We start from the raw sequence: 14738 nt of genomic DNA, 5'->3' as shown, positions 1-14738 counted from the left end.
AACTAAAAGAGGAAGACAACAGTGTCTGCGTTGCTTGAGAAAGCTTCGGGTGATTAGTATTGCTCAGCTATGATATCTCTACCTTTACACCTGCAACCTATCAACGTAGTAGTCTACTACGGCCCTATAAGGAAGTCTCATCTCGTGGCTAGTTTCGCACTTAGATGCTTTCAGCGCTTATCTATTCCCGACGTAGCTACCCAGCCGTACACCTGGCGGCATAACTGGTTTACCAGCGGTCAGTCCATCCCGGTCCTCTCGTACTAAGGACAGATCCACTCAAACTTCCAACGCCCACAACAGATAGGGACCGAACTGTCTCGCGACGTTCTGAACCCAGCTCGCGTGCCACTTTAATGGGCGAACAGCCCAACCCTTGGGACCTTCTCCAGCCCCAGGATGTGACGAGCCGACATCGAGGTGCCAAACCTCCCCGTCGATATGAGCTCTTGGGGGAGATCAGCCTGTTATCCCCAGCGTACCTTTTATCCTTTGAGCGATGGCCCTTCCATACAGAACCACCGGATCACTATGTCCGTCTTTCGACCCTGTTCGACTTGTTGGTCTCACAGTCAAGCAAGCTTATGCCATTGCACTCCGCGTACGGTTACCAAGCGTACTGAGCTTACCTTTGAAAGCCTCCGTTACCTTTTTGGAGGCGACCACCCCAGTCAAACTACCCACCAAACAATGTCCTCGGCATGACCGAGTTAGAAACCGAATACAGAAAGGGCGGTATTTCAAGGTTGATTCCATGACTCCTGGCGAAGCCACTTCAACATCTCCCGCCTATCCTACACATCCTGTACCCAATTCCAATGTTAAGCTATAGTGAAGGTGCATGGGGTCTTTCCGTCCCGTTGCGGGTAATCGGCGTCTTCACCGATACCACAATTTCACCGAGCTCATGGCTGAGACAGCGCCCAGATCGTTACACCATTCGTGCAGGTCGGAACTTACCCGACAAGGAATTTCGCTACCTTAGGACCGTTATAGTTACGGCCGCCGTTTACTGGGGCTTCGATTCAATGCTTCTCTTGCGATGACATCCCCTCTTAACCTTCCAGCACCGGGCAGGTGTCAGGCCTTATACCTCATCTTTCGATTTTGCAAAGCCATATGTTTTTGTTAAACAGTCGCCTGGGCCTTTTCACTGCGGCTTCTCCATTGCTGGAGGAAGCGCCCCTTCTCCCGAAGTTACAGGGCCATTTTGCCGAGTTCCTTAGCCATGATTCACTCGAGCACCTTAGGATTCTCTCCTCGACTACCTGTGTCGGTTTACGGTACGGGTTTTTATAACCTGAAGCTTAGCGGGTTTTCTTGGAAGTCTGTTTACCTGCTCTATCAGCGCCGCCGAAGCTTTGCTGTACTATTGGGTTTCAGCAGGGTCGGCGGATTTGCCTACCGTCCCTATACCTACGCCTTTTAACGAACTATTCCGTCAGTTCGCGGCAGTGTCACTACTCCGTCACCACATCGCAGTTATAAAAAGTACTGGAATATTAACCAGTTGTCCATCGGCTTGCTCCCTTCGGATGCGCCTTAGGCCCCGACTAACCCTGATCCGATTAGCGTTGATCAGGAAACCTTAGTCTTTCGGTGGGCGGGTTTCTCACCCGCCTTATCGTTACTTATGCCTACATTTGCTTTTCTATCCACTCCACGGCCCATTACCAGACCGCTTCGCCGTAAATAGAATGCTCCCCTACCAGACATACATATTTCAGTATGAATCCATAGCTTCGGTAATACACTTGATGCCCGTTTATTATCCACGCCCGATCGCTCGACTAGTGAGCTGTTACGCACTCTTTAAATGAATGGCTGCTTCCAAGCCAACATCCTAGCTGTCTAGGCAATCGGACCTCGTTAGTTCAACTTAGCGTATATTTAGGGACCTTAGCTGATGGTCTGGGTTCTTTCCCTCTCGGCCTTGGACCTTAGCACCCAAAGCCTCACTGCCGGCCATATCTTATAGCATTCGGAGTTCGTCTGGATTTGGTAGGATTTGACTCCCCGCACCCAATCGGTAGCTCTACCTCTATAAGACTCCATGCCGACGCTGTTCCTAAAAACATTTCGGGGAGTACGAGCTATTTCCCAGTTTGATTAGCCTTTCACCCCTACCCTCAGGTCATCCGGAAACTTTTCAACGTTTATCGGTTCGGTCCTCCATTACATGTTACTGCAACTTCAACCTGCCCAAGGGTAGATCACAAGGTTTCGCGTCTACCTCATCTGACTATGCGCCCTATTAAGACTCGCTTTCGCTTCGGATACGTGGCTGAACCACTTAACCTTGCCAGACAAGAGTAACTCGTAGGCTCATTATGCAAAAGGCACGCCGTCACTGGACCTGCCAGCTCCGACCGCTTGTAAGCACACGGTTTCAGGTTCTTTTCACTCCTCTGTTCGAGGTTCTTTTCACCTTTCCCTCACGGTACTAGTTCACTATCGGTCTCTCAGGAGTATTTAGCCTTATCAGATGGTGCTGACAGATTCCCACAGGGCGTCTCCGACCCCGCGGTACTCAGGGTACTGCTAGGCTAGCATTCTATACGTGTACAGGGCTATCACCGTGTATCGCTGGGCTTCCCATCCCATTCCACTTCTGTTTGCTAATGCCACATTGCAGCCCTACAACCCCAACCATGCCGTAACAAAGTTGGTTTGGGCTCTTTCCCGTTCGCTCGCCACTACTTGGGAAATCATTATTATTTTCTTCTCCTACGCCTACTTAGATGTTTCAGTTCAGCGCGTTCGCGTATTTTACAGCATACCTTCAGTATGCTAGGTTGCCCCATTCGGAAATCTTCGGATCAAACTCACATTTGCTAATCCCCGAAGCTTATCGCAGCTTATCACGTCCTTCATCGCCTCTGAGAGCCTAGGCATCCCCCGTGTGCCCTTATTTACTTTCTTCACCTCATAGCCCTTTTGCTACTATGGGTTGCGTTTTGATATATATAACCATGGTGCTACGCATTAATCCGTTCGGCCTTGACCGAGGGTCTTCATAATACATCAAGCACACCACAGTATTGTCTCTACTGTTGTCTTCTCTTGTAATTTTTTTTCTTTCAATATGTCAAAGAACTCTTTGTTTCCGCTTTATGTGCCGTAAATATCTTATACGGCGCGGATACCTGTGGAGAATATCGGAGTCGAACCGATGACCCCCTGCGTGCAAGGCAGGTGCTCTAGCCAGCTGAGCTAATTCCCCGTGTATTTTTGGTAGTCCCGAGCAGATTTGAACTGCTGACCCCTACATTATCAGTGTAGTGCTCTAACCAACTGAGCTACGGGACTAGCTTATCTTTCTATCTCTCTGGACCATCCAATCAGGGATGGGCACATTTCTTCAAATGTTTTGTCTCTTGTTTGTTTCTTATATAAACCATGTGTGTACGTAACGAGCTTCAATCCTGAATGCTCTAGAAAGGAGGTATTCCAGCCGCACCTTCCGGTACGGCTACCTTGTTACGACTTAGCCCCAATTATCGGTTTTACCCTAACACGCTCCTTGCGGTTACATGCTTTAGGTACCCCCAACTTTCATGGCTTGACGGGCGGTGTGTACAAGGCCCGGGAACGTATTCACCGCGTCATTGCTGATACGCGATTACTAGCGAATCCAACTTCATGAGGTCGAGTTGCAGACCTCAATCCGAACTGTGAATGGCTTTTAGAGATTAGCACCATATTGCTATGTAGCTGCCCGCTGTACCATCCATTGTAGCACGTGTGTAGCCCCGGACGTAAGGGCCATGATGACTTGACGTCGTCCCCACCTTCCTCACAGCTTACGCTGGCAGTCTGTTTAGAGTCCCCACCTTAATGTGCTGGCAACTAAACATAGGGGTTGCGCTCGTTGCGGGACTTAACCCAACACCTCACGGCACGAGCTGACGACAGCCATGCAGCACCTAGTTTCGTGTCCCGAAGGACTGATCCGTCTCTGGATCATTCACTAACTTTCAAGCCCGGGTAAGGTTCCTCGCGTATCATCGAATTAAACCACATGCTCCTCCGCTTGTGCGGGCCCCCGTCAATTCCTTTGAGTTTCAATCTTGCGACCGTACTCCCCAGGTGGATAACTTAACGCTTTCGCTTGGACGCTTACTGTGTATCGCAAACATCGAGTTATCATCGTTTAGGGCGTGGACTACCAGGGTATCTAATCCTGTTTGATCCCCACGCTTTCGTGCATCAGCGTCAATACTAACTTAGTGAGCTGCCTTCGCAATCGGAGTTCTAAGACATATCTATGCATTTCACCGCTACTTGTCTTATTCCGCCCACTTCAAATAGATTCAAGTCCTACAGTATCAAAGGCACTGCGACAGTTAAGCTGCCGTCTTTCACCACTGACTTATAGGACCGCCTACGCACCCTTTAAACCCAATAAATCCGGATAACGCTTGGATCCTCCGTATTACCGCGGCTGCTGGCACGGAGTTAGCCGATCCTTATTCTTCAGGTACATTCAGCTTCCCACACGTGGAAAGGTTTATTCCCTGACAAAAGCAGTTTACAACCCATAGGGCAGTCATCCTGCACGCGGCATGGCTGGTTCAGAGTTCCCTCCATTGACCAATATTCCTTACTGCTGCCTCCCGTAGGAGTCTGGTCCGTGTCTCAGTACCAGTGTGGGGGATTCTCCTCTAGAGCCCCTAGACATCGTAGCCTTGGTGGGCCGTTACCCCTCCAACTAGCTAATGTCACGCGAGCCCATCCATATCCTATAAATATTTGATCATAATCCGATGCCGGTAAATGATGTTATGCGGTGTTAATCTCTCTTTCGAGAGGCTATCCCCCTGATATGGGTAGGTTGCTCACGCGTTACGCACCCGTGCGCCACTCTCATGAAATTAAAGCAAGCTTTAATTTCAATCCCGTCCGACTTGCATGTATTAGGCCTGCCGCTAGCGTTCATCCTGAGCCAGGATCAAACTCTCCATTGTAAAATGAAGTGTAAGATCAAGACTATTTATAATAAATAGAATTGTCTTGTATTTTATTTCTAATTCTAAAATTGAACAGGTTGATTTTTTTAACTTTCGTTGTTTCTCAACACTACTCGTTACGTTACATGATTATATTTTTAAAGAACTTTCTTCGCCCCCGCATCTCGCTTCGGCTTTATATGATGTCGGCATTGCGCCGGTATCGGTCTTGTTTGTTTTCCCTTCGTTTCCGTTGGGACTGCAAAGGTAGAAATCTTTTTGGTATCTCCAAAATAAATGTGAAAATTTATTTTTTTGTTTTCCTTAAGTTTCTGCGTTTAAACTAAATTAAACCCTTCTTTTTTCAGTGCTTCCCCTCTCGGATCAGCCGTTCCTCCCTTGCGGAGTGGTGCAAAGATAGGAACTTTTATCCTTCACTTCCTAATGTTTTCTGTCTTATTTGCTCATATTATCTTTAACTTGCTGTAACATTGTGTGATTGATTTGCAAGCAGCGTTCCGATAGTGTGCCTTATCCGGGAATATCGGGAGGTTAATAGCTGATCGGAGATGTTTTTGGCAACTGTTCTTTGGGGCTTATTTGTTGTGCAATTTTTTTGATTTTACTGTATCTGCCTATTTGGTACTGCAAAAAAAAGACTGTGTCCGACAGAAATAATAAAGATATCGGACTTTTTTTCGAACTTTCCTGTGATCGGCGGAGTATAATCTTTTCAGGTTATCGGGCTGTTAAGCTGAAAAATGTTCCTATACGGCCTTGCTCCTACTTGTTCCTTTCAACGATATACCATCATGATTGGGAATAGCAGCAGAAGGAATCTACTCTTATTAAACAGATGTCCATAGACAGGTTGAGCAAATACTGCTGATATTGGTCTTAGAGTGTTACGTCAAGAATCATTTTGCAACAAAAACCAACAATAAGATCTGATACCACATAGATACCTATACACGGCAATAGAGCAGCAATTGATAACATCCTACATCATAAAAAAAGGGTTGCAGACAAAATCTGCAACCCTTTCAAGTATGATTAAAAAATTATTAATCTTCTTCTTTCGAAGCTAATAATTGATCGTATTCTTCACGTGAACCTACGATAATGTTACCATATTGACGAAGACCTGTACCTGAAGGAATTAAGTGACCCACAATTACATTCTCTTTCAAACCTAATAAATTATCACGTTTACCTGCTATAGCTGCTTCGTTCAAGACTTTTGTAGTCTCTTGGAAAGATGCTGCAGAGATAAATGATTTCGTACCTAATGAAGCTCTAGTGATACCTTGTAATAAAGGACTTGAAGTCGCAGGAATTGCGTCACGGACCTCTACTAATTTTAAATCACGACGTCTCAAGCTTGAGTTTTCTTCACGCAACTTACGTAAAGAAACAATTTGACCTGGACGTAAATCATTAGAATCACCAGCCTCTACCACAACTTTTTTGTCGTAAAGCGAATCATTTTCTTCCATGAAGTCCCATTTGTTAACAGCCTCTTTCTCTAAGAAACGTGTATCTCCTGGATCTTCAATATTCACTTTTTGCATCATTTGGTGAACAATTGTTTCAAAATGTTTATCATTGATTTTTACACCCTGAAGACGGTAAACCTCTTGAATACCATTTACGATATAATGCTGTACTGCTGATGGACCTTTGATTGATAAGATATCTGCTGGAGAGATCGAACCATCTGATAAAGGCATACCAGCTTTAATAAAGTCATTGTCCTGTACTAAGATATGTTTCGAAAGTGGAACAAGGTACTTTTTAATTTGGCCATCGCGTGATTCGATAGAAATCTCACGGTTACCACGTTTAACACCACCTAAAGTTACAACACCATCAATTTCAGTTACTACAGCTGGATTAGAAGGGTTACGTGCTTCGAATAATTCCGTTACACGAGGTAGACCCCCCGTAATATCGCGAGTTTTACCTGTAGAACGAGGAATCTTAACTAAGATACCACCTTCTTTTACAGTTACACCATCCGCTACAGAAACGTGAGCTCCTACTGGAATGTTGTACGTACGAATTACTTCACCTTTTTTGTCTAAGATCTTGATCGCAGGGTTTTTCGTTTTATCACGAGTTTCAATGATTACTTTCTCTTTGTGACCAGTTTGCTCATCTGACTCTTCGCGGAAAGTTACACCTTCTACAATCGCATCAAACTCCACTTTACCAGCAAACTCCGAGATAATAACAGCATTATATGGATCCCATGATACTAACTTATCACCTTTAGCAACCTTATTTCCTTCTTCAACGAACAATTGAGAACCGTAAGGGATATTTTGTTGGAATAATACTTTTCTAGTTTCATCCAAAATTTTGATCTCACCAGAACGACCCAATACTACTTGATGCGTACCATCTTCACCTTCTTGAGATACCGTACGTAAGTTTTCAAACTCAACTGTACCGGCATATTTAGAAGAAATCTGGGACTCAGCAGCAATGTTAGAAGCCGTACCACCGACGTGGAACGTACGAAGTGTCAACTGTGTACCTGGCTCACCAATTGATTGTGCTGCAATTACACCTACAGCTTCACCCAATTGAACACGTTTACCAGACGCCAAGTTACGACCGTAACAGCTAGCACATACACCACGTTTACATTCACATGTTAACACGGTACGAATCTCAACACCTTCAATACCTGAAGATTCAATGCGTTCAGCAATATCTTCTTCGATGTCTTGATTAGCCTCTACTAACAACTCACCTGTTTCTGGATCATATACATTGTACAACGATACACGACCTAAAATACGATCGTATAATGGTTCTACAACATCATCATTATCTTTTAATGCCGTTGTATAAATACCTCTTAAACCTCCACAGTCTTGATCAATAACGATCATATCTTGTGCAACGTCATGTAAACGACGAGTTAAGTAACCCGCATCCGCCGTTTTTAATGCCGTATCGGCAAGACCTTTACGTGCACCGTGGGTAGAGATAAAGTATTCTAATACTGAAAGACCTTCTTTAAAGTTTGATAAAATCGGGTTTTCAATAATTTCACCACCTGCTGAACCTGATTTTTGAGGTTTAGCCATCAAACCACGCATACCACACAACTGACGAATTTGCTCTTTCGAACCACGTGCACCAGAATCAAGCATCATATATACAGAGTTGAATCCTTGGTTGTCATTCGATAAGATATCCATTACGTGTGATGTCAACTTATTGTTGATACGTGTCCAAATATCGATGATTTGATTATAACGTTCGTTGTTGGTAATGAAACCCATGTTATAGTTATTCATTACTTCTTCAACTTCGTTTGTCGCTTGTTGAATTAAATCAGCTTTAGCATCAGGAATGTTCAAATCTTGCAAGTTGAACGATAGACCACCTTTAAAAGCTGTCTGGAAACCTAATTCTTTCATATCATCCAAAAACTGTGCAGCACGAGCCATACCCGTAGTTTTCACAATTTCTCCAATGATATTACGTAAAGATTTTTTCGTTAATAATTCGTTGATAAATCCCACTTCATGAGGAACAACTTGGTTGAATATAACACGACCAACTGTTGTATCTAATAAAGTATCAACGATACTACCATCTTTAGTTCTGATTTTAGTTTTTACCTTAATAAAAGCATGCAAATCAATTTTCTTCTCATTCAAAGCGATAATAACCTCTTCTGCAGAATAGAAAATCATATCTTCACCATGAACGATTTGTTCTGGAGTACTTTTTCGGCCTTTTGTGATATAATAAAGACCCAAAACCATATCCTGAGAAGGTACTGTTACAGGAGAACCATTTGCAGGGTTTAAAATATTGTGCGCTGCCAACATTAAAACTTGAGCTTCCAAAACTGCAGCATTACCTAAAGGTAAGTGGACTGCCATCTGGTCACCATCAAAATCGGCGTTGAATGCGGTACACACTAATGGGTGTAATTGAATAGCTTTACCCTCTACTAAAGTAGGTTGGAAAGCCTGAATACCCAATCTGTGTAACGTAGGTGCACGGTTTAATAATACCGGATGACCTTTCAACACGTTTTCTAATATATCCCAAACAACTGGATCTTTACGATCTACAATTTTCTTAGCTGATTTTACAGTTTTCACGATACCACGCTCGATCATCTTACGAATGATAAACGGTTTGTAAAGTTCTGCTGCCATATCCTTAGGTAAACCACACTCATGTAATTTCAAGTGAGGTCCAACGACGATTACCGAACGAGCCGAATAATCCACACGCTTACCTAATAAGTTTTGACGGAAACGACCTTGTTTACCTTTTAAGATATCAGATAATGATTTCAACGCACGGTTACCTTCAGTTTTCACTGCATTAACTTTACGTGAGTTATCGAATAATGAATCGACAGCCTCTTGTAACATACGTTTTTCATTACGTAAAATTACTTCTGGAGCTTTAATTTCAATTAAACGTTTCAAACGGTTATTACGAATAATAACACGACGATATAAATCATTTAAATCTGAAGTCGCAAAACGACCACCATCTAAAGGAACTAATGGACGTAATTCTGGTGGAATAATAGGAACGATTTTTACGATCATCCATTCAGGACGATTTTCAATACGATCTCTTGAACCACGGAATGCTTCTACAACATGAAGACGTTTTAAAGCCTCATTTTTACGTTGCTGAGAAGTTTCGTTAGCCGCTTGGTGACGTAAATCATAAGATAATTTATCTAAATCAATACGTTTCAATAATTCTTCTAATGCCTCAGCACCCATTTTAGCAACGAACTTTTGAGGATCGTTGTCATCTAAATATTGGTTTTCTTTAGGTAATGTATCTAAAATATCTAAATATTCCTCTTCAGTCAAGAAGTCCATATAGTTGATACCATCATCCTCTTTAATACCAGCTTGAATAACTACATATCTTTCGTAGTAGATAATCATGTCCAGTTTTTTAGTAGGAAGACCTAATAAATAACCAATTTTATTTGGAAGAGAGCGGAAATACCAGATGTGTGCAACAGGAACCACTAAGGAAATGTGTCCCATACGCTCACGACGTACTTTTTTCTCCGTAACTTCAACACCACAACGGTCACATACAATACCTTTATAACGGATACGTTTGTATTTACCACAGTGACATTCATAATCCTTTACAGGACCAAAGATACGCTCACAGAATAAACCATCACGTTCTGGTTTGTAGGTACGATAGTTAATCGTTTCCGGTTTTACAACTTCACCACTTGAACGCTCTAAGATTGTTTCTGGAGACGCCAAGCTTACAGTAATTGATGTAAAGTTGCTTTTAATTTTATTATCTTTTTTGTAAGACATACTTATTCAAAAGTTAAAGCTTTATGAAAAAGTTTTAGTGATCATAGCGATCACTAAAACTTCCTTTTTGCTTAATTAATCCAATGTGATATCTAAACCTAAACCACGTAACTCATGTACCAATACGTTAAACGATTCTGGTACCGATGGAGTTGGTAAATTGTTTCCTTTTACGATAGCCTCGTAAGTTTTCGCACGACCAACAACATCATCCGATTTCACAGTCAAGATTTCTTGTAAGATATTAGATGCACCGAATGCCTCTAATGCCCAAACCTCCATCTCACCAAAACGCTGACCACCGAATTGAGCTTTACCACCCAATGGTTGTTGTGTAATCAATGAGTATGGTCCGATAGAACGAGCGTGCATCTTATCATCAACCATGTGACCTAATTTCAACATATAGATCACACCAACTGTAGTTGGTTGGTCAAAACGCTCACCTGTTAAACCGTTGTAAAGGTAAGTTCTACCTGAAGCAGGTAAACCAGCTTTAGCAACCCAGTCCTCTACCTCTTCTTTTTCGGCACCATCGAAAATAGGAGTTGCAAATTTAACACCTAATTTTTGACCAGCCCAACCTAAAACAGTTTCGTAAATCTGTCCTAAGTTCATACGAGAAGGTACACCCAGTGGGTTTAACACGATATCTACTGGTGTTCCATCATCTAAGAAAGGCATATCTTCATCACGTACAATACGTGCAACAATACCTTTATTACCGTGACGACCTGCCATCTTATCCCCTACTTTCAATTTACGTTTTTTAGCAACATAAACTTTAGCCATTTGAACAATACCTGATGGTAACTCATCACCGACAGAAACTGCGAATTTATCACGTTTGAAAGCACCTAACTCTTCATTTAACTTGATGTTATAGAAGTGTAAAGAAGCTTTAATCATTTCATTCTTATCTTCGTCAGTTGTCCAACCTGTAGGGTTGATATTATTATAGTCTAATTCTGCTAAGATTTTTTGAGTAAACTTAGCCCCTTTAGCTACTAACAATTCTTTATAAACATTATAGATCCCTTGAGCAGTTTTACCATTCACAATTGTAAATAATTTCTCTACCAAACGTTCTTTCAAAATCTTAACAGCTCTTTCATGTGCTGTTTCCAATTTCTCTAATGTTTTACGCTCAACTTCTTTAGACATTTTCTTAGCGCGTGCAAATAACTTCGTATCAATTACAACACCTTTCAATGAAGGAGAAGCTTTTAATGAAGCATCTTTAACGTCACCAGCTTTGTCACCAAAGATTGCACGTAATAATTTCTCTTCTGGAGAAGGATCTGACTCACCTTTAGGAGTGATTTTTCCGATCAAGATATCACCACCATTAACTTCAGCACCGATACGGATAATACCGTTTTCATCTAAGTCTTTGGTCGCTTCTTCCGAAACGTTAGGAATATCTGCCGTTAATTCTTCTTCACCACGTTTTGTATCACGAACTTCCAATTCAAACTCTTCAATATGAAGAGAAGTAAACCAGTCTTCTTTTGCTACACGCTCAGAAATAACGATCGCATCCTCAAAGTTATATCCTTGCCAAGGCATGAATGCAACTTTTAAGTTACGACCTAATGCTAATTCACCATTTTCAGTTGCATAACCTTCACATAATACCTGACCCTTAGTCACACGTTGACCTTTACCTACAATAGGTTTTAAGTTCATACACGTATTCTGATTGGTTTTCTTGAATTTGATCAATCTATATGTTTTGACATCATCATCAAATGACACTAAACGGTCATCATCAGTGCGGTCATAACGAATTTTAATTTCATCTGCATCTACATACTCAACCACACCATTACCCTCTGCATTAATTAATGTACGGGAATCTTTCGCAACACGTGCTTCTAGACCAGTACCAACGATAGGAGCTTGTGGACGCAAAATTGGAACAGCTTGACGCTGCATGTTTGATCCCATCAATGCACGGTTGGCATCATCATGTTCCAAGAAAGGAATCAATGAGGCCGCAATAGATGTAATCTGGTTCGGAGCAACGTCCATATAATCCAAACGTGTAGGTTCGATTACCGGGAAGTCACCAAAATATCTTGCTTTTACTTTAGCATCGATAAAATTACCATTATCATCATACTGCGCATTGGCTTGACCGATTGTTTTCTCATCTTCGTCCTCAGCAGATAAATAATGAACAGGCTCTTCTACCACAACACGACCATCTTCAACACGACGGTAAGGAGTTTCGATAAAACCTAAATTATTAATCTTAGCGTGAACTGCTAATGAAGAAATCAAACCAATATTTGGTCCCTCAGGAGTCTCGATTGTACACAAACGACCGTAGTGCGTATAGTGAACGTCACGAACCTCGAAACCTGCACGCTCACGAGAAAGACCACCTGGACCTAAAGCTGAAAGACGACGCTTGTGCGTGATCTCCGCAAGAGGGTTGGTTTGATCCATGAACTGTGATAACTGGTTAGTACCAAAGAAAGAATTAATCACAGACGATAACGTACGTGCATTAATTAAGTCAGTAGGTGTGAAAACCTCATTATCACGAATATTCATACGCTCACGAATGGTACGAGCCATACGAGAAAGACCTACTCCAAACTGTGCGTACAACTGCTCACCTACTGTACGTACACGACGGTTAGATAAGTGGTCAATATCATCCACCTCAGCTTTAGAGTTGATTAAGTTAATCAAATACTTCACGATTGCGATGATATCCTCACGAGTCAGTACCTTCGTTTCATCAGGAGTATTTAATTTCAATTTACGGTTAATGCGGTAGCGACCTACATCACCCAAATCATAACGTTTGTCCGAGAAGAATAAACGATCGATGATACCACGAGCAGTTTCCTCATCAGGTGGTTCAGCGTTACGCAATTGACGGTAGATATGCTCTACTGCCTCTTTCTCAGAGTTAGACGTATCTTTTTGTAATGTGTTATATATAATTGAATAGTCAGCATTGTTTGAAGCATCTTCTTTTGCTAAAATAATTGATTTTACTCCAGCATCGATGATCAAATCAATGTGATCTTCTTCTAAAACAGTCTCACGTTCAAGGATAATTTCATTACGATCGATTGATACCACTTCACCAGTATCCTCATCAACGAAATCTTCAATCCATTTTTTCAATACCCTTGCCGCCAAACGACGACCCACGTATTTTTTTAGACCAGACTTACTTACTTTAATTTCATCGGCAAGATCAAATAATTCTAAGATATCCTTATCAGAATCATAACCGATAGCACGTAATAAAGTAGTAACTGGGAATTTTTTCTTACGGTCGATATAAGCATACATGACGTTGTTTACATCAGTTGCAAATTCAATCCAAGATCCTTTAAAAGGAATTACCCTTGCAGAATAAAGTTTAGTACCATTTGTGTGTCTACTTTGACCAAAGAAAACGCCAGGTGAACGGTGTAATTGAGATACGATTACGCGCTCCGCACCATTGATCACGAAAGTACCTTTCGGTGTCATATATGGGATAGTTCCCAAATATACGTCCTGCACAATAGTCTCGAAATCTTCGTGTTCTTCATCATTACATGATAACTTTAACTTTGCCTTTAAAGGAACGCTATAAGTTAACCCACGTTCGATACATTCTTGTATATCATAGCGAGGAGGATCAATGAAATAATCCAAAAACTCGAGAACAAAAATGTTTCTAGAATCAGAAATAGGGAAGTTTTCCGAGAATACCTTGAACAGCCCTTCCTGATGGCGGTTGTCAGAAGTAGTTTCTAGTTGAAAAAACTCCTTGAAAGATTGCAATTGCACATCTAAGAAATCTGGATATTCCAGAACTTTCCTGCTTGTCGCAAAATTTACTCTTTCTTGTTGAATATTATTGTTTGCCAAGGGGATATGAATTTTAGTTTTAAAAAAACTGAGCTTAACTATGCTGTTATTACTACATTTGGACTATGTTCAGCACACACATAGACTAGTAGTGAAATATCATAAATAGGAATAGACTCTAACGAAAATACGTCAGAGTCTAAACCTTTTGAGGGCTTGTTATGTAAGATTATTTAATCTCAACAACAGCTCCAGCTTCTTCTAATTGTTGTTTCAAAGCTTCTGCTTCATCTTTAGAAACACCAGTTTTGATTTCTTTAGGAGCGCCATCAACTAAATCTTTAGCTTCTTTCAAGCCTAATCCAGCTAAATCTTTTACTAATTTAACTACAGCTAATTTAGCACCACCAGCTTCTTTCAAGATAACATCGAAAGATGTTTTCTCTTCAGCAGCAGCAGCACCTTCAGCTGGAGCAGCAGCAACTGCAACAGCAGCAGCAGCAGGCTCGATACCATACTCGTCTTTTAAGATATCAGCTAATTCTTTAACTTCTTTTACTGTTAAGTTTACTAACTGTTCAGCAAGTTGTTTTAAATCTGCCATTTTATTTTGAATTTTTGA

At 41.7% G+C, this 14738-nt stretch carries 3 protein-coding genes, 2 tRNA genes and 2 rRNA genes; all 7 read right to left on the bottom strand.

Annotated elements, in window-relative coordinates; genetic code table 11:
• Positions 1-34: 34 nt before the first annotated feature.
• Positions 35-2922 (bottom strand): 23S ribosomal RNA (locus AC06G9_RS03595).
• Between the two features lie 227 nt (positions 2923-3149).
• Positions 3150-3223, bottom strand: a tRNA-Ala gene (locus tag AC06G9_RS03590).
• A 9-nt stretch (positions 3224-3232) separates the two neighbouring features.
• A tRNA-Ile gene (locus tag AC06G9_RS03585) sits at positions 3233-3309 on the bottom strand.
• A 129-nt stretch (positions 3310-3438) separates the two neighbouring features.
• A 16S ribosomal RNA gene (locus AC06G9_RS03580) occupies positions 3439-4967 on the bottom strand.
• The 16S and 23S rRNA genes sit together here with 2 tRNA genes alongside, the layout of an rRNA operon.
• Before the next feature lie 1046 nt (positions 4968-6013).
• Complete coding sequence (gene rpoC, locus AC06G9_RS03575; protein WP_045752386.1) at positions 6014-10291, bottom strand: DNA-directed RNA polymerase subunit beta'; 4278 nt, start codon at positions 10289-10291, stop codon at positions 6014-6016.
• A 75-nt stretch (positions 10292-10366) separates the two neighbouring features.
• Positions 10367-14176 (bottom strand): DNA-directed RNA polymerase subunit beta, encoded by a 3810-nt coding sequence (gene rpoB, locus AC06G9_RS03570; RefSeq protein ID WP_045752387.1) that lies wholly within the window; start codon positions 14174-14176, stop codon positions 10367-10369.
• A gap of 169 nt (positions 14177-14345) precedes the next feature.
• Positions 14346-14720, bottom strand: coding sequence for a 50S ribosomal protein L7/L12 (gene rplL, locus AC06G9_RS03565; RefSeq protein ID WP_045752388.1), 375 nt, complete (start codon positions 14718-14720; stop codon positions 14346-14348).
• Between the last annotated feature and the right edge of the window lie 18 nt (positions 14721-14738).

It is taken from the genome of Sphingobacterium sp. MAE (assembly GCF_056711605.1).
Note: the sequence above shows the minus strand (reverse complement) of the source record. Positions and strands in the feature narration are given on the sequence as shown.

Bases quoted from the DNA above. Each gene is read 5' to 3' on its own strand.
- rpoC (WP_045752386.1), bottom strand. From the start codon at position 10,291: ATGTCTTACAAAAAAGATAATAAAATTAAAAGCAACTTTACATCAATT.
- rplL (WP_045752388.1), bottom strand. From the start codon at position 14,720: ATGGCAGATTTAAAACAACTTGCTGAACAGTTAGTAAACTTAACAGTA.